This is a genomic window from Streptomyces sp. NBC_00236, from assembly GCF_036195045.1.
Taxonomy (GTDB): Bacteria; Actinomycetota; Actinomycetes; order Streptomycetales; family Streptomycetaceae; genus Streptomyces.
The window spans coordinates 4,623,689-4,646,948 of the sequence record NZ_CP108100.1; the positions used below are offsets into that span (position 1 = coordinate 4,623,689).

The following is a 23,260-nucleotide window of genomic DNA, read 5'->3' on the forward strand; positions in this document are numbered from 1 at the left end:
GACTCCCGCCGTGGTGCGCCGAGGCAGACCCCGGATGAGACGACGACGTTCCACGGTGCTGGATTCCCTCCCGAGTACGACAGTGGCTGACCGAACCGACACCCGGGAAGCGTCAAATGCCGCGTCGCGGAAATGGTTCGGGGCAGGCGAAAGTCGTCACGATGCCTAATAGCCCGTGCCCCCTTGTCGACCTTTGCTGGACCCGGCCGAGGTGGCGTCACGGCAGGTAGGGGCGAAGCAGAAGCATGACGGATTGAGCACTTGGCATCCATACATGTGCCCATTCCGTGATGACAGCAGCATGGAGGTGGAGTGGCAGGTTCCGCGCCCCTGACCAGCGCGAACTCTGGACTCGCCGCTGCGTTCGTCGTTGACTCGAAACGCACTGAATCTATCCATAGTGTGAGGAATCGGCAGGCCGTATGTGATCATTCGCCACTCTGTAATACGAATTGATGCTTTCGAATTGATCTGCAACTCTTGAGTTACTTATTCTCAAATCGGCGAAAAGCAAATGATGATTCACTTAGGTGGTGAATTTTCGCGTGTTTGAAATCACTACTTGTGAAGAACGTTTGACGGCATGTGAATTCATGGCGGAATATTCGGCGCATCAATAAGCCCCCGGCGCTGCGTGCCCGACGCGTGTCATCCGGTGGTCGGATCGACTGTGGGGGGCCGCGGCCGTCGTGTGGGGATCGTTTTCTTGGAGCGGCCGGGGGAGACTGCCCGGCACCGAGGCACAACGACGCCGACGGCGTCATGCCCGCGTCGGTCTGGTTACCGTTGTCGCGACGGCTGTGACGGTGGGATTGTTGCCCGCCGCGTACTCCATGCCCCCGCCGGACAACCGGGCCGGGGTCGAGCTGGTCGATCTGCCGAAGCCCGATGTGGTGCCCGGTGAGGACGGTGCCGGTCTGGCGGAGCTGACAACCGCTGCCGTGCAGGCCGGCGAAGACTATGAGCCGACAAAGACCGAGGCGCCGTCCGGAACGGGCATCACTACGCCGGTCACCGGGTCGGTGACCGGGCTGACCGCGGGGCAGACCAAGCCCGTGGCATCCCTGCCGATCGAGGTCGGGGCCCCTGACGGAGCCACGGCTGCGGAGGCCGCGGCCCTGGAAGGGGCCTGGAAGGTTGCCCTGGCGAGCCAGGGCGAGCTGGCCGACACGAACATCCACGGCCTCGTGTTCACCGTGACCCCGCCCGCGACCGCGACCGGTGATGCTGTTGTCGCTCTTGACTACACCGAGTTCGCCGAGCTCTACGGCGCCAACTGGGCGGACCGGCTCCAACTGGTCAAGTACCCCGAGTGCTTTCTGAGCACCCCAGAGGTCGAGGGCTGTTCCGAGCCGACCGAAGTGGACACGACCAACGAAGTGCAGCCCATCGAAGCCGACGTCGAGGGCGACGGCATCATGGACGGCAATCGACGTATCGCAGCCACCCTGGATGTTGCCGACCTGACAAGCGCCGTTCCCCCTGCGGCTCAAGCCGCCTCTCAGGACGGCGCGTCCACCGCCACGAACGCCGCGTACCGGACACGCACTGCCACTCCGGCGATTGCCCCGCAGTTGAGCGCGGCCACGTCCGGTGCTAGCTCATCCGTCTTCGTCGCAACCTCGGCAGGTGGCGGTGCGAAGGGCGACTTCTCTGCGACTCCGCTTGCGAGCGCCGGATCCTGGACCGCGGGCAGCAGTTCCGGCGGCTTCTCGTACACGTACAACCTCCAGGCCCCGGTCGTGCCCGCAGGTCCGGCTCCAAGCCTGGCCTTCAGCTACAACTCGCAGAGCGCGGATGGCCGAACCTCGGCAACCAACAACCAGGCGTCCTGGATCGGCGACGGCTGGGAGTACAACCCGGGTTCCATCACACGCACCTACCGCACCTGCCGCGACGACCAGACGGATGGCAACAACGCCAACCACAAGACTGCAGATATGTGCTGGGGGTCGGACAACGCCACTCTCAGTCTGGGCGGCACGACCACCGAACTGGTGAAGGACAAGGACGAGACCGGAAACGAGTGGGTGACTGCAAACGGCGACGGCTCCCGCGTGCGGCTCCTCGCGAACGCTGGTCTCGCCAACGGCGACAACGCTGGTCTCGCCAACGGCGACAAGGAAAACGAGTACTGGGAGGTCACTACCCGTGACGGCACTCGGTACTACTTCGGCATGCACAGGCTTCCCGGTTGGAAGAACAACGGTGACGCCCCGGACGACCCTGTCACCAACTCGGTACTGACCGTCCCGGTAGCCGGCAACCAGACGGGCGAACCCTGCCATGCCACCGCGTTCGCCGACTCCTTCTGCGATCAGGCCTGGCGCTGGAACCTCGACTACGTCGTGGACACCAACGGCAGCGCCATGTCTCTGTGGTGGCACAAGGATGTCAACTACTACGCGAAGAACATGAAGTTCGACAGTTCAGTCGCGTACGACCGTGATGGCTACCTGGAACGCATTGAGTACGGGCAGAACGAGTCCACTCTGTTCAGTGCCGCCCCGATCTCGCGGGTCGACTTCACTGTCGCCCCCCGATGCCGACTTGAAGGCTCCATCACTTGCTCGGACGAAAACTTCGAATCGGGCGAGTTCGCCAAGAACCGGATCTGGTACGACACCCCGGCCGACCTGTTCTGCAAGAAGTCCGTTGACTGCCACGTGCCAGTGCCGACGTTCTGGTCGAAAGTGCGCCTGGGGCAAGTTGCTACGTACACCCAGCGCACCGAGGGCTCGACCGCTCTCTCCAAGGTGGACACCTGGACGCTCGAGCAAACGTTGCCGTCCGAGCGGACCGACGAAGGAACCGCGCTCTGGCTGAACTCCATCACCCGCACGGGCTTCGGAACAGGCGGTGAGGGAATCCCCCTGCAGCCCGTGACGTTCGTCGCCAACACCGTACCCATGCCGAACCGGGTCAAGAGGGGCGCCAAGGACCCCAACCCCACCTTCGACCGGCTGCGCATCGAACGCGTCATCAGCGAGTACGGTGGCGAGACCTTCGTCGACTATCGCGAACCGACCGGCCCCTGCGCCACAGGAACCGGCTTTCCCTCACCCGAGTCCAACAAGGGGCTCTGCTTCCCGGCGTACTGGCATCCGGATCCCGACAAGTCCGACGAGTCCACGGAATGGTTCAACAAGTACGTCGTCGACACCATCCAGGAACTGCCCGGCGTCAAGGGCGTCGAACCGGTCAACACGTCATACGAGTACGTGGGTGATGGTGCCTGGGCGCTGAACGAAGCCGAATTCTCCAAGAAGAAGACCCGTACCTATGACCAGTGGCGTGGCTACGGGCTCGTCCGCACCATCAGCGGCGCAGACTCTTCCGACCCGAGCGAGGGTTCGAAGCGGTCCATGTCGGAGATCCGATACTTCCGCGGCATGGACGGCGACCCGCTTCCCGGAGGAGGGAAGCGTGATGTCGACGTTTTGGACGCTGACGGGAAACTCATCGCCGCAGACCTGCTGCCCTTCCAGGGGCGGGTGGCGGAGGAACTCACTTATACCGAGTACGGTGGTGCGCTCGTATCGAGGTCGGTCGACTATCCGAGAGCTGTACTGCTCGCTACCCGGGCTCGTACCGGCGGTGTCCCGGACCTGAACGCGTACCGGGTACTGGAGGACCACAGCAAGACGGTCACTCGGTCGTCGGGTACGAACATCAAGGACACCCGCACCTGGCGGACGCTGGAGACCACCACCACGTATGAGGATGCCTACGGGCTTCCGGTGAAGGTCGAATCCCTGGGCGACACCGGTGTAACCGGTGACGAGTCCTGCTCGGTGATGAGCTACGTCCACAACACCGCCAAGCACCTCATCGGCCTGGACAAGGAAACCCTCACCACTTCCGGCACCTGCGACGCAGCAGCCACCGCGCCGGCCTCCAGCCGGATATCCGGTGCCCGCGTCGCTTACGACAAGGGGGCCTTCGGCGCCGAACCCACGACCGGGCTTGCCACCACCACGTGGTCCCTCAACGGGGCCGGCGACGCCTGGGCCAAAACGTCTTCCCTGACGTACGACTCCTACGGGCGAGCTCTGTCCACGACGGATGCCAAGGGAGCCACCGAGACGACCAAGTACACCCCCGCCACCGGTCAGGTGTACTCGGTGACCACGACCAACGCCCTCGACCAGAGCGAGACGTCGTACCTGGAGCCGGCCCGCGGCACCACGCTCAAGGACGTCGACGTCAATGGGAAGACCACGGTCTACACTTACGACGCCCTCGGCCGTACCAAGGCCGGCTGGGCGACTTCGCAGGCCACCACCGAACCGGCGTCGGCAAAGTTCACCTACAACACCACGCCTGGTGAACCGGTCTCCGTGGTCAGTTCCACCCTCAACGACGACGGCAGCTACGACGAATCGATCGTCTTCTACGACGGCCTCGGACGCGAACGCCAACGCCAGTCGCCGGCGGTCGGCGAGGGGCGGCTGATCACCGACACGTTCTACAGTGCGAACGGCACCATCTCCCGTACGAACAATGGCTACTACGCCACCGGCGAGCCTCAGAACGTCATGTTCGAGTCCGACACCGACTTCCAGATTCCCAACGCCACGCTCTACAAATACGACGGCATGGGAAGAGTCCTCTCCGAGACGCCGTACGAGGCAGGCGCGACCAAGACGGAAAAGGCCACCACCTACGAGTACGGCTACGACTGGGCCACCACCATCGAGCCCAAGGGTGGTGCGGCGCAGCGCTCCTACAGCGACGCCCTCGGTCGCACGGTGCGCGTCGACACGTTCACCAACGCCGCACGGACCGCCTACCGCTCGACCTCGTACGAGTTCGACGCACGCGGCGACCAGGTCAAGGCCAAGGACGCGAAGGGCAACACCTGGTCCTGGACCTATGACGCGCTGGGACGTCAGGTCACGGCCACCGACCCGGACACCGGGACGACGCGTACGACCTACGACGTCCTGAGCCGTCCGGAGACCATCACGGACAGTCGAGGCGTCACCGTCTGGAACGGCTACGACAAGCTGTCCCGGCCGACAGAGCAGCGTCGGGGTTCCGACACGGGCGAACTCCTGACTTCCGCGACGTACGACACGGTCATCGGCGGCCAGGGGCTGCCGGCCACGTCGACGCGCTACACCGACGGACTTCCGTACACGACCACGGTCACCGGCTACACCTCCGACTATCAGCCGACCGGCAAGAAGCTCACGCTTCCCGCGTCCATTGCCGCCGCGTACGGGCTTCAGGAGACCTATGCGTACGCCTACGAGTACAGCAAGTCCGGACAGCTGAAGTCGGCCTCACTGCCGGCTGCTGGCGGGCTCGGGCCGGAGAAGATTGTCACCCGGTACAACGATGACGGGCTGCCCATCTCGACGTCCGGCCTGGACTACTACACCGCCCAGACCACTTACAGCGTCTACGGCGAGGTGCTGCGCTCGGTCAGCGGTGAGAACCCGAACCGCGTGTGGACCACCAATCTGTTCAACGAGTCGACCGGTGAGCTGACGCAGAGCATCGTGGACCGTGAGTCCACGAGCGACACCACCACGGTCCCCGACCACCGCGTCAACTCCCGCTCCTACGCCTACGACCCGGCCGGAAACGTCACCAAGATCGAGGACACCGTTGAGGCGGTGACCGACCGGCAGTGCTTCACGTATGACGTTCTGGGCGAGATGACCCAGGCGTGGACGACCAACGATGCGACATGCGCCACAAAGGCAGCGGACGGCACCCCGAGCACGGTGACCGCGGGCACGGCGGGCGACGGCTACCGCAAGACGTACACGTACGACGAAGTGGGCAACCGCACCAAGCTGGTCGACCACTACCTCGGGCTCACCGACGGCAAGACAGTCGTCAATCCGGATCTGGATGCGACGACGACGTACGAGTACGGGAAGGCCGACGGTACTCAGCCGCATACCCTGACGAAGTTGTCCTCCACGTACATCGCGGACAGCGGCGCCAAGGTGGACGAGCTGTCGACCCGGGAGTACGACGCGGCAGGCAACACCACCGAGCGCGTCGACGGCGGCGACGAGCAGGCGATGTCGTGGACCTGGGACGGCAAGCTGGAGACGGTGACGGGCTTCGGTGAGAGCGGTGCTGGGGCTTGGACCGGGCTCTCAGGCAAGTGCCTGGACCTGCAGTCCTCGTCGACGGTCGCTGGCTCACCTCTCCAGCTCTATGCCTGTAACGGAACCCGGGCACAGAAGCTGAGGGTCGAGGGCTCGTCCCCGACCGACTCGTCCACGGGCGGCCTGAAGGTGCTCGGTCATTGCGTGGTGCCGAAGGACGGCGGCACTGCTGATGGCACGCCCGTCGTGATCGCGGATTGCACGGGGGCCGAGGCTCAGAAATGGGCGCCGGCCACCACCGGGCACAAGCTCAAGCACGTCGCGTCCGGTAAGTGTCTGGTCGTGCCGGGCGGCAGTACCGCGAGCGGCACGGACCTGCAGCTCGGTACGTGTGATGCGTCGGGTGCCGCCCAGTCCTGGGCGCCGGCGGACGAGACGACGTACATCTACGGCGCTTCCGGCGAGCGGCTGATGTCGCTGACCGGCAGTGAGCGGACCCTGTACCTCGGGGACACGACAGTCGCGGTCAACGTGGACGGCACTCCTTCGTACACCGAGCGGTACTACGCGCAGCCCGGTGCCCCGACGGTGATGCGGTTCCGGCAGGGTTCGGGCACCCCGGAACTGTCGGTCCAGATAGCCGACCAGAACGGCACGGCCTACGCCAACATCAAGCTCGGCACCGGCAATGCGGTGAAGTTCGAGAAGACCGACCCGTTCGGTGTGAAGCGGACGGACCACGGCTCGTGGCGCTCGCACGAGGGCTACATCGGCGGTGACGACGACCGCTCCAGCGGCCTCATCCACCTGGGTGCGCGGGAATACGACCCGTCGACGGGCCGGTTCATTTCGGCGGACCCGGTGCTTGACCTGGTCGATCCGGTTCAGATGAACGGGTACGTGTACTGCGAGAACAACCCGGTCACTTACTCCGACCCCAGCGGCATGATGGCCCAGGCCAATCGGAGTGGTGGTGGTACTTACGTAGAGGACCCCACGAACGAGGACGAGGCCAAGAAGGTCCTGAACACCTCGGTGTCCGACGTTGTCCAGGACGTCGGATGGGCGGTGTTCAAGGAGTTCATCGGCTGGAACGACGCCGTCTCCTGCTTCTCCCGCGGTGATATGTGGGCGTGCGGCTCGATGGTCATCGACGCGATCCCGTGGACGTCGGTGTTCAGCAAGGGCAAGAAGATCTGGCGCGCGGTCGAGAAGACCTTCAATGCGATCAGCGCCTGGCGCAAGGCCCAGGAGAAGGCCCGCAAGGTCATTGCAGCGGCCAAGGCGGCCCGCGAAGCGGCGAAGGCGGCGGCCACGGCCGCGAAGACGGCAGCGAAGAAGGCGGCCCAGGCAGCGGCGAAGAAGGCGAAACAAGCTGCCACCCGACAGGCCAAGAAGGCGGCTCAGAAGACCGGGAACCAGCTTCAGAAGGCCAAGAAGGCAACCGCCAAGGCCGGCGAGAAGGTCAAGAGCGCCGCGCAGAGGAGCAAGGGCTGCCCGACCAGCAACAGCTTCGTCCCGGGTACACAGGTGCTCATGGCCGATGGCTCTACGAAGTCCATCGAGGACATCGAGGGCGGCGACGTGGTCCTCGCCACCGACCCCGAAACCGGTGAGACCACTGGTGAGCCGGTTACGGCGGAGATTGAGGGCACCGGGGTCAAGCACCTGGTCAAGGTGACGGTCGACACCGATGCTGACGTGGGATCGGCAACCGCCACGCTCACGGCCACCGACGGCCACCCGTTCTGGGTGCAGTCGCTCGGGGATTGGGTCGATGCCACCGACCTGAAGCCGGGCGAATGGCTGCGCACGAGCGCCGGCACCTACGTCCAGGTCACGGCAATTGAGCGGTGGACGGCGAAGCGCGAGGTAGTCCACAACCTCACCGTCAACGACCTCCACACGTACTATGTGCTGGCGGGGGCTACGCCGGTCCTGGTTCACAATTGTGGCAATGCGGAGGAGGCGGAGCATGCTTACATAGCCGCCGACACCCTTCAGCAAGGTCGCTACCGGGCCACGAACGAGACCATTTCCGGAGTCAGGGGAGCGCAGGGAGAGTACGGGACGACAGCCGTCATCGGAGTTCGCAACACCACCACCGGAGACGTCACAATCCGTACTGCGGTAAACCATAGCGGCGCTGCTCCGGATAGTTGGCCGCAGTGGGCGCGGGACGCTTTTGTGCAGGGTGAAGGTCATGCCGAGACGACGATCTTCGGCAGTCTCGCCCCCGACGAACAGGTCGTGTTTGGTGCTGCTTCCCGCAATGTCTGCTGGGGTTGCCACTCGGCGCTGTCATCGGACCCGGGAATTGTCTTCGGTGGTGGGCAGTTCCGTGGTGGCCCAAAGGCCTCGCCATTCAGGATGTTTTGGCGAGAATAGTGATCTGACCTGTAACCTCTCAGGTGCGTAATGTGTTCCGGTGCGAGCGGCAGGTTCCGCGCACCAACCCCAGTCACGGCCAGAAGGATGGCGGCGAGAAGATATGGTTCCTCAGGTCGGCGACGAAGTTATAGTCTCCTGTGAGGCGGCAAGTGCGCGAGTAGTCACGGTGGATTCGCGTCGAATTACTTTGGAATGGCCATGGGGAGTGATCGACCACTCCTCCAATTTTCGGTGGGATGGCACATTCTCCTTCCCGGGTGACAATGCTCATCGGGAATGGGTTCCATATCGGGTGGAACCGCCCCTGGCTGAGCTCCGTGCAGGAGACGTTTGTACGGTGTCCATCCCGCCGACAAGGCTCTACGTCGGGTATTACGAGGCTTATGGCCCTCCGCGTAATCTTGGCTGGGTACCTGCTCCCACTGCGGGAATCTACGTGGTCCCACCAGAGCAATCGGATGTGGAGGATGCGGGGTGCATGCTCTATCTGGGTGGTGCTGCACCCATTCGAGTGGAACCAGTGGAGGACTGACGCCGGAGGCGCGCCTCTGCGTCCCCCGAGGCGATCGCCGAGCTGACCAGTCTTCTGGCTCCGGGCGACGTCCGTCGCTGAGCGGCACCGGTACGTCTGGCACCGGATCGTCCGGACTCAGGCCGTGGGACCGAGGTTCTCCCGCGCCCACTGCTCCATCGTGGTCCCAGGGCGTCCCAGAACGGTCTGGACGTCGTCGCGGACGACGGCCTCAAATCCCATGTTGCCGAGCACTGTCTGGCGCATCGTCGCGACGGCGCTCTCCATGTAGAGGCGTTCGGCGGCTGAGGGGACTGAGCTCGCGTACGCCGCCAGGTCGTCGGGGCCCGACACGGAGCACGTGATCTCGGTTGCCAGTACCTCGCTGAGGGTCTTGGCGACCTGCGGACCGGTGGCCAGTTCCGTGCTCAGCCAGTAGTTCTTGCCTCCGTGTTCGTCTGGTCCTTCGCGCAGCACGGCAGCTGCGACTGCGGCGATGTCGGCGGCGCACACCCATCCGCGTGCGCTCTCCTGCCAGGGGACGTTGAACGAGCCGGTCTCGGCGACCGTGGCCAGTACCGTGTCGGTGATGACATTGGGGTGCAGGTGCGTCCACGCGATCCCGCTGGCCTCGATGTAGGTCTCGATGAGCTCATGCCAGCTGTAGTGGGGAATGTCGTGGCGTCCGGCGCTGAAGACGCCGAGGTGGACGATGTGAGCCACCCCGGCCTGCGCGGCGGCGTCGAGGAACGTCTTGCTCTGGTGGAGCATGGCCGCGGTGTACCCGGTCAGGAGGAAGACCCGGTCGACCCCGTCCAGTGCGTCGGTGAACTGCTCGGGCCGGTCCAGGTCCAGCAGCACGGCTTCGCGCCCCTGGGCGCGCCACCGCTCGGCGACATCGGCGCGCCGTGTCGCGAGGCGGACCTCAAGTCCCTCGTGCTCCTTGTCCAGCTCGTTGACGAGCTGCGATCCGACCGTTCCGGACGCGCCGATGATCAGGGCTGTTGCCATGGTGGTGCCTTTCGGTTCTGCGGGCGTAACGCCGCCCCGCCGGTGCGATGGTGCGGGTTCAGGCCGCGGTCGCGTTCTTGGTCAGCGCGTCCATGAGGAGTTCGACTAGCCGGTGCGCCTGCTCCCTGGTGCTGTGCTGCGCCGAGGCGGCCGCGCTGCCCACCAGGAGCAGGGCGTCGCCCGGGGTGATGTCGGCGCGCAGGGAGCCGTCCCGGGCTCCGGCGTCGATCAGGGTGGTGACGGCGTCGTTCAGGAGCGTGTGCGTATGGGCGTAGGGGTCGGCGTCGGAGGCGAGGGCGGCGTTCAGGGCCGCGCACATGTTGCTGTTGGCCATCGCGTGGTCCAGGAAGTGGTCCAGCCATGCCCGGGTGGCCTCGGCGCCGGTGTGCCGGGCTGCGAGGTCGCCGGCCTTCTCGCACACGAGGGTGATCTGCCGCGTGTGGGCGGCGACGAGGAGGGCTTCACGGGTCGGAAAGTGCCGGTAGAGCGTGCCGACCCCGACGCCCGCCTGCTTGGCGATGGCGGCCGGCGTGGCCTCCGGGCCCTGCTCAGCGAAGGCGCGCGCGGCGATCTCCAGCAGTCGCTCGCGATTCTCCAGCGCATCGCTCCTGGTCCTGCGGGGGGCGGTGGGCATGCTGCATCCTCCTTCGATCGCCCCGACTCATGTTCCGGAACGCATTCCGTTTAGAACGTTAAACGGAATGCGTTCCGGAAAAACTGTACACCCCGGCACCCGGAGGGTGCTGCGTGTGCGATTCGGGCCGGTGTGAGCTTTGCGGCCCCTGGCCGGGTTCACGCACTCGCGGTGGGCCCTGTTCGGTCGGCCGAGAGCCGTGTCAGCGTCGTCACCCCCGGCAGCAGCACCCGCCGCTCCCGCAGCCAACCCGCCGCCGCGTCGAACAGCGCCTTCGGCCCCTCACCCGTCGTCCAGGCCCGCGCGTCCACCCACTCCCGCGGCTCGCCCTCCGTCTCGGCGAACTTCCGGTACTCCAGGACCCGCCGTAGCTCACGCACATGCTCCAGCCGGGTGTTCTCCCTCTCGCCGTACGCCGTCAGCACCGACGGATCACCGATGTCCAACTGTTCCGGCCTCGGGAATGGTAGGCGTCGTTGATCGTGTAGTCGGTGTTCTGCTGCCCGCTGTTGTGGATGGGAAGCGGGTGTCACGCGCTGTGGTCGCGTCCGTCCCGTGGGGCGAAGGCTGTGATGGGCTTTGCCCGATTATGTAGACATCTACGACCTATGCAGCCAGTTTCAGGCTACGTGATGTGATGGCCTGTCGTTCGAACTCGACCGGGCTGATGTGACCGAGGGCAGAGTGACGGCGCCGGTTGTTGTACCAGGCGAGCCAGGAGAACACCGCCATACGGGCCTCGGGAGCATGCTTCCAGCGTTCTCCGTGGAGGAGTTCGCGTTTGATGCTGGCGAAGAAGGATTCTGCCATTGCGTTGTCATAGCTGGATCCAACTCGGCCCATAGAGCGGCGAATTCCATGTCGACGGCATGCTGCGGCAAACGCGTCCGATGTATATTGCGTGCCGCGATCCGAGTGAAATACCACGCCATCGACAGATCCGCCACGGGTGGCGACAGCGGCCTCGATCGCATTGATGACCAAATCGGCACGCATGTGCTCGGCCAGGGACCAGCCGACCACTCGCCGGGAGTGCATGTCGATGACCGTCGCCAGATACATCCAGTGGTTTCCGACCGGCAGGTAGGTGATGTCGCCGCACCAGCGCACGTCCGTCCTGTGCGCGGTGAAGTCGCGTTTCACCAGGTCCGGGGCCTTGGGCGCTCGTGCGTCCTGGACGGTGGCCCGTTTCCCCTTGCGTAGGTGGCGGCCGGCGATGCCGGCGGACCGCATCAGCCTCGCGACCCGCTTGTGATTGACCACCGGACCCGATTCCCGCAGCTCACGAGTGATCCGGGGGACGCCGTAGGCGCCCTTGGTCCCGGTGTGAATGCCGCGGATCCGTTCGGTCAGCGCCGCCTCTGCCGCGGCCCCGGCCGCCCGGGCAGGCGCGGCGGCCCGCCAGCGGTAGAAGCCGGACCGGGAGACGCCGAAGATTCTGCACAGCCGCTGTATGCCGTACTCCATGTGGTGGTCGGAGATGAACCGCCAGCGGCCGGTCATCGACCCATCTCCTTCGCAAAATACTGGGCCGCCTTCTTCAGGATCTCCTTCTCGAGCTCCAGCTCACGCACCTGCTTACGCAGCCGCTTCAGCTCCTCGCGCTCCGCCGGGGTCACCGGCTCACCACCCCCGCCGACCTCGGCGTCTTCGGCCGCGCGTACCCATTTCCGCAGGGATTCGGTGTTGACACCGAGGTCCTTGGCCACGGAGTTGACGGACCGGCCGGTGGAGGCCACCAGCTTGATCGCGTCCTGCTTGAACTCTTCCGAATACCGGGCTGTACCCACCACGACACCTCCATGCCAGATCTCACGATCTGACCCTCAAGAGATGTCCACAAACGCGGGCAAACACCAAAGCCGTCCTCACCCTGGAGAGGCAACGCTGACAACGCTCAGTGGCCCCCGCAACCCATCCCGAGCCGAACCGGACCGAATCGTGTCAGTGGCCGGTGACAGGATCCAGGGGTGCTGATCAAGGGATACGACGACGGGCCACTGGTGGCGGGCGAGGCTCTGCTGGATCGCCCGGGGTTCTGGTCGAACCACCTCATGCCGGTGTGCGGCGGAGGAGCGAGTGCAGCGCGTCCTGGTCCGGAGTGGTTCGGCGACGACGGCGCCGATGCCGATGCCTTGTCCGAGGTCCTCTTCGATCCCGAACGCTGGCCGGTGTTCCGTGTGCCGGCCGATGACGGTCCCGGAGTTGTGGTCATCCATCGCAACATGATCGGCGAGTACGGCATCGACTACCTCCTCACTCATGCGGGGCGGAGCCACGCCCAGCAGGTGGCGAGCTGGGAAGGAGACCTTTCGGGAGTCGGGCTGACGTGGGAGGAACTGGTCCGACTCGCCGACAGCCCGTCCCCGTCCCCTGTGGCCGAAGGCGTCCAGGACACGGCCGCCCGCCTTCTGCTGGTGCTTCCCCTCCTGGCCGACTCGGAGGTGCCGGAGCCGGCGCCGGCCCGGGTCAGCGCCGCCCTGATCTCGGTCGGAGCTCCGCCGGCCACCGCCTCCAGTACGGCGGAGCACCTGCTCTCCCACCTGACGAGGAGATCGCGTCACGATCCCGCCTGGGGTTCGCCGCTGAGCGGCGGTTGAAGGACGGGCCGCAGCCGCCCAACTCGACGTGATCGGTCGGCTCCGTCCCGGCAACGCGCATGGAAGCCTGTCCCCATGGACACGTTCGCGGAGCGCCTCGACCACGGGTGGAAATGGTGGGAGGCCGCCATCGACGAAGCGCAGGAAGGGCGATGGGTCCGGGATGCCGTGGAGCGGCAAGTGATCAAGGACATCGGCTGCGCCACCAACCCCCTCCACGGCGGGCGGTCGGCCCCGTTCACCGAGGACTCCTGGCACGTACGCGTCGGAAGGATCGCGAACTGGGCCGGGGTGCTGCGGCTCGCTGCCGGGTCGGGCGGCTGGGTCCTCCAGCCGGTCGTCGGCCTCCTCCCTCCGCACCCTGCGGGTATGGCTGAGCTGCTGTCCGGCATCTACGCGGTCGGCGAGCAGGGCGAGATCTGGACGAAGCAGCTCCTGAAGGGCGAGCTGCCTCCGGAGGACGAAGTCGCGCAGGCCGAGGCCTTCTTCACCGGACCGGGATCCATCGAAGACCTTGAGCTCTTCTTCTACGACTGACAGTGGTGGGGTTCGTCATCGCTGTGCGGCGACCATGCCCTCGATCTCCTTGAGCGCAAGGTCGGGGCTGCCCTTCGGGACATCGTGGGAGCTGCCGTTGGCGGTGACGAGCGTCCGGTCGGGCCCGTAGTGGAAGACCGCCGTCGGGGTCAGCCCCACGCGCACCCCGGCCGGGGCGTCACCGACGGTTGCGCTCCGCCCGCGGCACCAGCCCCGCCCGCACCGCGCTCATCCGGGCCCGCACGCCCTGTACGGGAACGGCCCCCGCCGGACCGCTGGGTGCGGCGGTGGGGTTGCCCCGGCACGCTCCGCAGATGCCGCCCCGCATCGCCTCGGGGCTTCCGGGAGCCCGGCACTCGCTGCATTCCAGGGTGCGCAGGAGGACCTGGTGGACGGGGGCGATGCGGGCGGGTGGCAGCTTCTTCAGCAGCCTCGCGCCGACGAAGTCGACCGGGCTGTGGACGACCGACGGCAGTCCCTGCGTCAGCGCGGACATGACCTCCGCTTCGGTGGCGCCGCGCTCGAACCACTCGCTGAGCCGCGGTTCCAGCGTCACGCAGTTCACTTCGGACAAGGTCAGCGTGGGGGCCGTCTCGCCGAGCGCCGCCAGGAGAATGAACGAGCGCGAACGGGTGGGGCGTTGGGGTGTCTGCGGTACGTCGCCCCGCGTGTACGCCGCCCACCAGTCGTCCTTGCGCGCGGTGCGGGAGAAGAACGTACGCGTCACCCAGATCAGCGCCTCCTCCGTCGCGACGCACTCACTGCCCCGGCGCAGGTGGCCCTCCGCCTGAAGCCGGTTCAGTGAGGTCCGCAGCGCGCACTGCCCGTACGGCAGCACCTTGGCGAGCATCTTCACGGAGATGTCGGCGCCGTCGCACAGTCCGTCGATGTACGCGGCGATGGCGGCGTCGCGGGGGAGGAGGTGGGCGAAGTCGTGGCCGGTGCGGGGGCGTTGGTCGGGGGCCGAACGCTTGCCGTAGCCGGGGTTCGCCATCGGGTGGCCGAGCGCGGGCGCGGGGCAGGGTGTGGGGCCGGGCACGGAAACAGGGGCAGCACTAAGCTGGCTGGCAGCCATGAGATCGCCTTCTTCGATCGTCCTGGTCAGGCCCCTGCTCGGTGTTTGCGCACCGGCGGGGGCCGTCGTGTCACGGCTGACGCTAGAGCGTCGCTACCCTCCGTTGCAAGTCGATCGCGAAAAGTCAACCCGCCAGGCAGGGAGGGTGGGTGGGAATCAATCCCGCCATCCATTCCGCTGAAAGAGCGCTCGGATCTCGGGGCTTGAGCCCCGGGCAAAAATCGCAGTTGAGAGCGATGTGGGCGCGCCCGTAGACGTGAGACCGCGCCCGTATACGTGAGTCCGCCCCCCGGTCGCACCGGTGTGCTCACTTCGCTCTCAACTCTCGAGAGGGGCACGGACATCGGCGTCGTTGAGCAGTCGAACAGACATGACGCACTCCCTCGCCCACGGAACACCAGCCAGAGATCGTTCGGCCGGGGTGACGCGGTGCCGTCATCCGTCCACGGCCGCACACGGCTCCGTCGCGGGGCCTGTGCCGACCGGCCCGGGGACCGAGGCTTGAGCTCCGGGCTGTCAGCGCCCCTCTGGGACCTGCCTCTTTGAGGGGTTGGTCAGTCGATCGGATGTGTCTGCCCTTGCAGGCCCAAGCGCGAGACGAAATCCGAGAACGTGGGTGCTACGACCCGCCACCGGCACATCAGCGGGTCCGCCCAGTAGTCACTGCCGACGACGCGGGGATCCGAGGGGTCGGTCCGATAGTCGAGGGCCAGGGCACCGTCGTCCCCGGGGTTGCGGGTGATGGAGATCAGTACCGCCTGTTCAACGTCTAGCCATGGCAGTTCGAGCGGGGCGGCGCTGCTGCTGCCGCGTGCCTGGCGAAAGTAGGTGGAGTGCGGATCGTCGGCGAACATGTCCATGGATTGGGACGCGTATGTCATCTGCTCCGGGTTCTTCACGAAGGCAAGCGGATCCTCGAACCACGGGATGACCTCCGTCAGTACCGCGTCACCGGGGTGACGCCAGAGGCCGCGCTCGATGAGAGACATCAGCGAAGTGGGCAGGGCGAGGCCGCGAACGGTCGAAGGCGTCATGGCACACCGCGTGGTGGCGCGAGGCTGGAGAGAGCTGGTTTCAGGACCTCTTCGCTTCATGCTCGTAACCCTCCGCCACCGATTCGATCAAGGCCAGGGGCGCTGCCGGTGAGATCGCGCTGGACACCACCAGAGCATAGGCCGGTTCGTACTGACGGACCGAGGCCTGATCGTCCCGCAACTGCCCATGCGTCAGGCCCTGTAGACAGGCGAGTGGTGGCGCGTCGGCGAAGGGCATGGACTTGAGTGAACCTTCGAGTGCCATATGTGCGCCTGCCGGGAAGGGCAGCAAGTGCGAAATCCCGCACCATTCCGCTGAAAGAGCGCTCGGATCTTGACGCTTGGGCCCCGGGCCATGACGTATGCCTGAGGGACCGGCCGACGACGTGGTGGGAGAACCGCGCGAAGCGCCCCTGCCCCGATGGTGCCGGGGCAGGGGCGCTTCGCGGACGCGGGGCGCAGGGTCCTTACGGGGCCGTTGGCGTCCCGGGTTGCCGGATCACTGGAGCTTCATGCCCTCGGGTGAGGTGAGGCCCTTGTCGGGATGGGCGCGGAATGTCGCCGTCCACACGGAGGGCGGGCAGGACGCGCCGTTGGGGTGCTGCTTCTTCAGCTTGGCCCGGGTGCTGTCCTCGACCACCGTGGCGCCGCTCTTCGCGGAGGTCACGGTGAGCCGTACCGGCACCGTGGACGCACCGACGTCGTCGGGGAGTCTGACCGACAGCGTGGCGTACGGATCGTCCGGACCGCCCGATGTCCGCTCCTCGCAGGTGTCGTCCACGCACAGCCGGATTCTGACCTCGTCCCGGCCGCCGAAGTCGGCGGGCTGCCACACGGCGGAGACCTGCGAGTCCGCGCCGATCTTGGTGCACGGTGCGTCGTCGCCGAGGGACGAACAGCCGGTCAGGGCTGCCGCCAGCATCAGCGTGAGAAGTGCGCGGCGCATGTCAGTACCTCGCTACCGTGCCGGGGAAGGCACTGTTGGCCAGTCCGATGTCGGTGAAGTACAGCCAGCACGGGTCGAACAATCCACCGCTGTTGTCGCCGCCGCCACCGCCTCCGCCGGAGATGATGCCCTTGGCGAAGGCGCGGCCGCTGCTGTCGACGGTGTACACCGGACCGCCGGAGTCACCGTTGATCGTGCAGGATCCGGACGTCTTCTTGGCGACGACCATGTTCTTGGCCTTCGTTCCGCCGGAGTAGGTGAAGTTCACCTGGGTGTCGGTCACCTTCCAGCCGCACTTCTCGCCGGTCATCATGCCGCCCGTGCAGACCTTGTCACCTTCCTGCGCCCAGCGCCGCCAGTAGTCATGGACGGGCCGGGAGGAGGAGGACGTCTTGCCGCCCTTGTAGATCCGCGCCGACGCGGAGCTGTCGCTGTTGACCCGGTACAGGGCCAGATCGCCGGCGTAGTAGCCCTGCCCGGACAGCTTCACCGTGCCGTACCCGTTCTTCCAGGTGTCCCGGACGACGGGGCCTATGTAGTCGCTCTGGCTGGGGTTCAGGATGGCTCCGTTGCCGGTGGTGCAGTGGCCCGCGGTCGCCATGTACCACTTGCCGTCGTACCTCCAGGAGAAGCCCGCCGTGCACCAGGACGCGGCGCTGACGGTCCGTTGCGAGTAGATGCGCGCCCCGCCGTAGTAGGGCGAGGTGTCGTTGTAGCGGTTCGCCTGGGGGCCCAGCGCGTCGACCCCGGGCATGACCTGCACGGCCACGGCGTCGGTGCCGTACCGCTCGCCCAGGGCCGCGACCAGCGCCGGGTCCGCCGTCTCGGTCGCCACGACGACACGGTTCTCCGCCGCGTCCACGGACGCGATGCGCAGTCCGCTCGCGCCGGGCAGTTCCGCGTCCGACAGCTGGAGCACCTCGTCGCGTACGGACTCCAGCGCGGTGACGCTGTGCTCCACCACTTCGGTGCGCGGGGCGACCTGCTCGGTGACGGTCGGCCCGGCAGGTGCGGGCGTGGTCTCCTCGGCGTCCTCGGGCAGGGCGAACGACTCCTCGCCGGTGGTCTCCGCGGACTCGTCTGCGGGCGGCGTCGGAGTCTCCTCCTCCGTGCTCGCGGTATCGGGCTTGGTGCCGTCCTCCGTGTCCTCGGCGGGCAGTCCACTGCCCTCGTCGGCCGGGGCCTGGGTCACCTGGATCGGGGCGGACGCCGCGTCGGCCGAGGCCGGCTCCACGACCGGTGCGACCAGGTCACCCGTCGCCGGGTCGACGTAGGGCGGGGCGTAGGCGTCGGGGTTCTCCGCCGCGCGGGTCTCGGCCTGCTCCAGGGCGTAGGCCCGGGCGGGCTCCGACTCCTCCATGTCGTCGCCCGTGCCGCCCTCGATGACCTCCACACGGTCGATGATCACCGAGACCGGATCGGCCCCCGGCGGGGTGTACGACCCACCGAAGCGTGCGCCGATCTGCAGTCCGCCGCTGCTGGACAGGGACGAGGTGTCCCACAGCAGCTTCGGCGCCACACCGCCGCTCAGAGGCACCGGCCAGGTGACGGCGGAACCGTCGGTGGCGCGGGTCACCTGGGACGCCGGGAGGACCTGCCACGCGTCTGCGGACGAGCTCCGCTGGAGGAAGGTGACGTCCGTCAGCGAGGCCGGGACGCTGACCGCGAGGTCGACCGAGCCGACGAGCACCTCGCCGTTGACGGGCGCGGTCACGGCCGCCCGTCCGACGTGGAAGGCACGCTTGGTCCCGGTCGAGACGTTTCCGGCCCGGTCGGTCGCGGTGACGACGAGCTGGTGGCTGCCGTCCGTGTCGGGAGTGAGGGGCAGCGCCACCGGACCGCCGGTCGTCGTGACGGTCCGGGCGGTGCCACCGTCGACCGAGTACGTCAGGGCGCGGGTGTCGGTCCCGGCCGGCGTCAGCGTGAATGTCCCGGGCACCTGAGCACCACCGGCCCAGGCGTCCGACGGGTAGGCCGCGGAGGTCACGGCCGGGGCGCCGGGCGCGGTGGTGTCGACGGTGAAGCGGTGGTGCGAGGTCGCCCCGCCCGTGCCGTTGCCGTCGATGCCGCGCACGTGCAGGTACCAGGTGCCCTCGGTGCGGGTCGTCGTGTACGAGGTGCCGGTCGTCTCGGCCGTGCTGTCGGGCACGGTGTCGGCGGTGCCGTCGACGACGATGCTGTACCCGGCGGAGGCGCCGGAGGGCGCGGTCCAGGTCGCGCTGAAGGAACCGCTCTTGTACGCGCCCGTCTGGTCGGGGTGCGTGGAGGAGCTGATCACCGGGCTCGGCGGCAGCGTCATGTCGACCCGGAACGGCAGGTGCGCGGCGGTGGGCGACCAGTTGCCCGCCTGGTCCTTGGCCCGCACGTGCAGGTACCAGGTGCCGTCCGCGTCGACGGTGGTGGTGAACGTCGTCGCCGTCTGCACGGTGCCGGTGGTGGCCGGCAGGGTGCTCGCGACGCGGTCCGCGGTGACCACGTATCCGGCGGCGCCGGACAGGTCGGTCGGTGCCGACCAGTTGAAGGACGCGGTGCGGTTGGCGTACGCGCCGGTCGTCACGGGGTGGGTGGAGGAGACCAGGCCGCCGGGCGAGCCCGGGGCGGTGGTGTCGACGTTGAACGCGCGGTGCTGGGTCGGTGACCAGCGCCCCGCCTTGTCCTTGGCGGCCGCGTGCACCCACCAGGTGCCGTCGGTGCGCCCGGACCAGCTGACGTCGGCCGTCGTCTGGGTGACGGTGGTTCCGGCGGCGGTGGCCGGGCTCTGGTCGAGCTTGACGGCGTACCCGGTCACGCCGGAGGCGTCCGTCGCGGCGAGCGTGCCGGTGAAGGCGGTCGCGTTGTACCAGGCCGACGCGGAGGGGTGGCTGGTGGAGGTGATGGTGGGGGTCGAGGGCGCGACGGTGTCGACGGTGAACGTCTGCCACGCCGACCAGGCCCCGGTATCGGTGCCGTCGGACGCCCTGGCCCGCCACTTGTAGTCGCCCGACGCCAGGGTGCCCACCGTGTGGGTCGCCACCGCTCCGGAGACCACGGAGGCGGACGTGCCGGACTGCAGGGCCGCGCTGCCGTTCGCCGCCCAGACCTCGAAGGCCAGCGTGAGCTGCTGGGCGTCGGCGTCGGTGGCCTTGGCGGACAGGGTGGGTGTCGTGTCCGCGGTGTAGGTGCCGGACAGCGGGGAGACGGCCGTCGCGGTACCGGGCCTGGAGTTGTAGGTGACGGTCAGGGAGGGCTCGTAGGCGGCGTTGTGCGAGCCGTCCGTCTGGTTCGCCGAGTGGTAGCGGCGCCAGGTCAGCGGGTCCGTCTCGTCAACGGCCGCGATCCGTACACCGTGGTTCGGCTGGCCGTCCGCCCAGGCCTGGACGATCCCGTCGATGTCCCAGGAGACGTGTCCGGCCGGGCAGTTGGCGTTGTATCCCTTGGCGGCGGTGGAGGTCACGGCGCCGGTCGAGGTGACCGTCGGCTGCTCGGCCCAGGTGATGGCCGACGGGTCCCAGGCCGAGGTGATGCGGCGTACCTGGTTGCCGGAGCCGGTGGTGTCGCACGTGGACGAGTAGTACGAGTACAGGCGCAGGTCGGTGTCGAGCACGTGCTTGCCGGCGTACTTCGCCACGTCGAACTTGAGGTACGAGCGGGCCTTCTCGGTGCCGTTGTAGGTACCGGCCTTCAGCTCCGTCGAACCGCGCTGCGACGTGAGGTAGTCGTCGTACTGGACCCAGGTGTCGGTCACCGGGCCGAGCAGGGAGTCGGTCGGGTCGATGGTGACCGGGTACTCCAGGTCGGGGTCGGCGAGGAACTTCTCGTCGGGCTCCAGGACCAGGACCTGGTCACCGGTGTCCGCGTCCCGCTCGATCGTGACGTCGATGGCCGCGAGGTCCTCGGGCTCACCGGAGGCGTGCTGTTCGGACGAACCCCACATCACCGGCAGCGGCGCGGTGGCCACCGTGCGGCCGCCGCCGTCGCTCCAGCGCAGCCGCTCGTCGGCGGTCTCGTGGAGGGTGAGACCTTCGGCCGAGACGGGCAGCCGGTACGTGACCGGGCCGTCGGGGCGCTCGTGCAGGACGACCGAGTGGGAGAAGCCCTCCTTGAGGGCTGTCACCACGAGGTCACCGCCCTCGACGGCGCCGGGGTAGACCGCGGTCGGGCCGTCCAGGCGTGGTGCCGGCAGCTTGCCGGGCCAGTTGAGGCCGAGCGTGCGGCCGCCCCGGGAGACCTCGGCCAGGGGTGCGCCCGATCCGCCGGGGGAGAAGCTGATGTCGGCGGCTGCGGTCCTCGGCCGTACCGTGCCGTCCTCGGCCACGAGGGTGGTGTCGATCGGCCGCCAGCTCCCGTCGGGCTGCCTGACGCGGATGGGGCCCGTGGACGCCTCGACGGTGGTCGTGCCGTCGGCGTTCGCCCAACTGGTGGTCGATTCGGTGCGTTCGGAGACTATTTCGGTCCGCGCGGGCATCGGCTGCCGCGCTTCGGAGCTGTCGGCGGCCGGGGTGGCGTTCTCGGCGAACGCGGGGCCGTCGAGCAGGGGCAGCGGGGCGCAGACGAGTGCGGCCAACACGGCGGCCACCAGGCCTCGTTGTCTGCGTCCGGATCTTCGTCGGCCCGAGGCCGGGACGGCTGGTGCGGAGTGGTGCACGGGGAACCCTTTCAGTCGGCTTGAGTGAGTTTCCGGTGATCGTAAAGCCTCTTCACGCCATATCGACATGGGGAAGTGATCCCTCCGCTTCTGGTGGTCCAGGCCTCGGCGGGCTCACTGCCGGACGCCGGTTCAGCCCCGTTGCCGACGGCGGAGGTTCGGGCCACGCCCGCTCCGATGCGCGCGTCCTCGGTTCAGTGGCGGAGTGCGGCGCCGAGAAGGGCCCGTGGCGAGGAGGGGCGACCTCTCTGGGGGCTGGCATGACGAATCCCCGTGGCTCACGCGGGGTTGTCGGAACCGCACCCTTTCCAGGTCGGCGAGCAAATGGACACGTTGGGTATGCATCGAAACTACTCAGAGTGGAAGGAATGGATCATGACGACTACGGAACGGTGCGAGGCGGCGGTGGGCGGAGTGCGGGAGGCCGAGGAAGTGGTGGCGCGGTTGCGTGGTGGGTTCGCGAGGGTCGGGGTCGTGCTGCCGTCGCTGCGGATCGACCCGCTCTCGTACGCGGGTGACGGGTCCGGCGTGCTCGTCGACCTGGGCCGCTGCAACCTGGACACGGCGTTGAGGTTGTCGCAGGTGCTTGCGGGGGAGGGTGCGGGGCGTGGCGGCGGAGGCCGGTGACCCGAAGGCGTGTACGCCGAGGCCCGGAGCCCGGAGCCCGGAGCGTTCGCGGTCGATGCGCGGGACGGGCGGTGGGCCGGGTGATGGGGCGGATGGCGGGCCGTGCGGGTGGGCCGGGTCGGCCCGTATGTGCGGCTGCCTGGGTGAGCTGCGTGCCCCGCCGTCCTTGCCGGGCCGATTCGATCCGGTGCGGGCAGGCGCGACGGTGGTGAGGGCCGGCCGGGATCCGCTGACGGGACGGCAAAGACGTTGCGGGGCAGGTGCGGTGGCCGCATCATCTTCGGATGGACGACGAGCCGAGCCACCTCCCTGCTTCCCTGCCGGCCCTGCGTGCCGCGACGCGCGACGCGGGCTTCACCCTGTCCTGCGAGGAGCGCACCGGCAGTCTGCTGGCCGTTCTCGCGGCCGCACGTCCCGGTGGCCGCATCCTCGAACTCGGCACGGGTGTGGGCGAGGGCACCGGCTGGCTGCTGAGCGGGATGGACAGCGACTCTCGCCTCGTCACGGTCGAACTCGACGAGACCGTACAGGAAGTCGCCCGCGAGCAGCTGGGCTCCGATCCCCGGGTGACCTTTGTGGCCGGAGACGGCGGCGAATGGCTTCAGTCCTATGACGGAGAACCGTTCGACCTGGTGTTCGCGGACACCTGGCCCGGCAAGTTCACGCACCTGGAACAAGCCTTGCGGCTCGTGGCCCCTGGCGGAACGTATCTGATCGACGACCTCGACCCGCAGCCCGGTTGGCCGGAAGGCCACGAGGCCTCGGTTGAGCGCCTCCTGGCCGACCTGGAAGAGCGCGAGGACTTCCGCTCCGTCCGCATGGCCTGGGCGAGCGGGCTCCTCATGGCGGTGCGGTCGGTCCGGCCTTGAGGGCCGCAAGGACGTGAGGTGTGACAGGCGGCCGTGACCAGGCCGCCTTCGCCCTGTTCGGCACCCGGCTTCTGACCCGCCATCTCTCCGTGGGCAGGAGGCCGACTCGTGCCCGAATCCCTTCTCTGCTGCGGGCCAGTGGTGAGATGCCGCACCCCTGCGAACGGCCCGGATCCGTGCGGTGACGGGGTGCCCCTTCCTTCTGTGACGCGTAAACACCTTCCGCAATGACGTGCCTGAGTCCTGCAAAAAGACGACGAGTATGCGCAGTTGGGCGGCAGGGAGTGGAAATCTCCTCGCAGGAGTCTTGTGAGGCGGGGTGTGCGGGTC

The 23,260-nt window shown here is 67.6% G+C and carries 14 protein-coding genes and 1 pseudogene; 5 read left to right on the forward strand and 10 right to left on the reverse strand.

The window, feature by feature from the left end:
* Nucleotides 1-800: 800 nt before the first annotated feature.
* Nucleotides 801-8,459, forward strand: coding sequence for a polymorphic toxin-type HINT domain-containing protein (locus OG446_RS20985; RefSeq protein ID WP_328895490.1), 7,659 nt, complete (start codon nt 801-803; stop codon nt 8,457-8,459).
* Nucleotides 8,460-9,111: 652 nt separating this feature from the next.
* Here OG446_RS20985 and OG446_RS20990 read toward each other — a convergent pair.
* The 4 genes and pseudogenes from OG446_RS20990 to OG446_RS21005 all read right to left on the reverse strand — a co-directional run bounded on the left by OG446_RS20990 (nt 9,112) and on the right by OG446_RS21005 (nt 12,408).
* Entirely contained in the window at nt 9,112-9,984 is an 873-nt protein-coding gene (locus OG446_RS20990) for an NAD(P)H-binding protein (RefSeq protein WP_328895491.1), read from the reverse strand.
* Between the two features lie 58 nt (nt 9,985-10,042).
* Nucleotides 10,043-10,618, reverse strand: coding sequence for a TetR/AcrR family transcriptional regulator (locus tag OG446_RS20995; protein ID WP_328895492.1), 576 nt, complete (start codon nt 10,616-10,618; stop codon nt 10,043-10,045).
* Between the two features lie 188 nt (nt 10,619-10,806).
* Nucleotides 10,807-11,070, reverse strand: a pseudogene (locus tag OG446_RS21000) (DUF4158 domain-containing protein); the annotation flags it as partial.
* Between the two features lie 154 nt (nt 11,071-11,224).
* A protein-coding gene (locus OG446_RS21005) for an IS3 family transposase (protein ID WP_328898359.1) occupies nt 11,225-12,408 on the reverse strand; the annotation gives its coding sequence in 2 pieces (ribosomal slippage) (nt 11,225-12,136 and nt 12,139-12,408; 1,182 coding nt in all).
* Between the two features lie 180 nt (nt 12,409-12,588).
* Here OG446_RS21005 and OG446_RS21010 point away from each other — a divergent pair.
* Nucleotides 12,589-13,218 carry a hypothetical protein gene (locus tag OG446_RS21010; RefSeq protein WP_328895494.1) on the forward strand — a complete coding sequence of 210 codons (630 nt, stop codon included), beginning with the start codon at nt 12,589-12,591 and terminating at the stop codon, nt 13,216-13,218.
* A 75-nt stretch (nt 13,219-13,293) separates the two neighbouring features.
* Complete coding sequence (locus OG446_RS21015; RefSeq protein ID WP_328895495.1) at nt 13,294-13,755, forward strand: hypothetical protein; 462 nt, start codon at nt 13,294-13,296, stop codon at nt 13,753-13,755.
* Between the two features lie 15 nt (nt 13,756-13,770).
* Here the strand turns inward: OG446_RS21015 and OG446_RS21020 are convergent, their stop codons facing one another.
* The 6 genes from OG446_RS21020 to OG446_RS21045 all read right to left on the reverse strand — a co-directional run bounded on the left by OG446_RS21020 (nt 13,771) and on the right by OG446_RS21045 (nt 21,365).
* Nucleotides 13,771-13,914 carry a hypothetical protein gene (locus tag OG446_RS21020; RefSeq protein ID WP_328895496.1) on the reverse strand — a complete coding sequence of 48 codons (144 nt, stop codon included), beginning with the start codon at nt 13,912-13,914 and terminating at the stop codon, nt 13,771-13,773.
* A gap of 19 nt (nt 13,915-13,933) precedes the next feature.
* Entirely contained in the window at nt 13,934-14,749 is an 816-nt protein-coding gene (locus OG446_RS21025; RefSeq protein WP_328898360.1) for a hypothetical protein, read from the reverse strand.
* 635 nt (nt 14,750-15,384) lie between these two features.
* On the reverse strand, nt 15,385-15,864 hold the full coding sequence (locus OG446_RS21030; RefSeq protein WP_328895497.1) for a hypothetical protein: 480 nt from the start codon (nt 15,862-15,864) through the stop codon (nt 15,385-15,387).
* 40 nt (nt 15,865-15,904) lie between these two features.
* Nucleotides 15,905-16,156, reverse strand: coding sequence for a Scr1 family TA system antitoxin-like transcriptional regulator (locus OG446_RS21035; protein ID WP_328895498.1), 252 nt, complete (start codon nt 16,154-16,156; stop codon nt 15,905-15,907).
* Between the two features lie 207 nt (nt 16,157-16,363).
* Nucleotides 16,364-16,810 carry a hypothetical protein gene (locus OG446_RS21040; protein WP_328895499.1) on the reverse strand — a complete coding sequence of 149 codons (447 nt, stop codon included), beginning with the start codon at nt 16,808-16,810 and terminating at the stop codon, nt 16,364-16,366.
* A gap of 1 nt (nt 16,811) precedes the next feature.
* Nucleotides 16,812-21,365 carry a DNRLRE domain-containing protein gene (locus tag OG446_RS21045; protein WP_328895500.1) on the reverse strand — a complete coding sequence of 1,518 codons (4,554 nt, stop codon included), beginning with the start codon at nt 21,363-21,365 and terminating at the stop codon, nt 16,812-16,814.
* A gap of 444 nt (nt 21,366-21,809) precedes the next feature.
* Here OG446_RS21045 and OG446_RS21050 point away from each other — a divergent pair, with 444 nt between their 5' ends.
* Together OG446_RS21050 and OG446_RS21055 are read left to right on the forward strand one after the other, a co-directional pair.
* Nucleotides 21,810-22,061, forward strand: coding sequence for a hypothetical protein (locus OG446_RS21050; protein ID WP_328895501.1), 252 nt, complete (start codon nt 21,810-21,812; stop codon nt 22,059-22,061).
* Between the two features lie 284 nt (nt 22,062-22,345).
* Entirely contained in the window at nt 22,346-22,930 is a 585-nt protein-coding gene (locus OG446_RS21055) for an O-methyltransferase (RefSeq protein WP_328895502.1), read from the forward strand.
* Nucleotides 22,931-23,260: the final 330 nt, after the last annotated feature.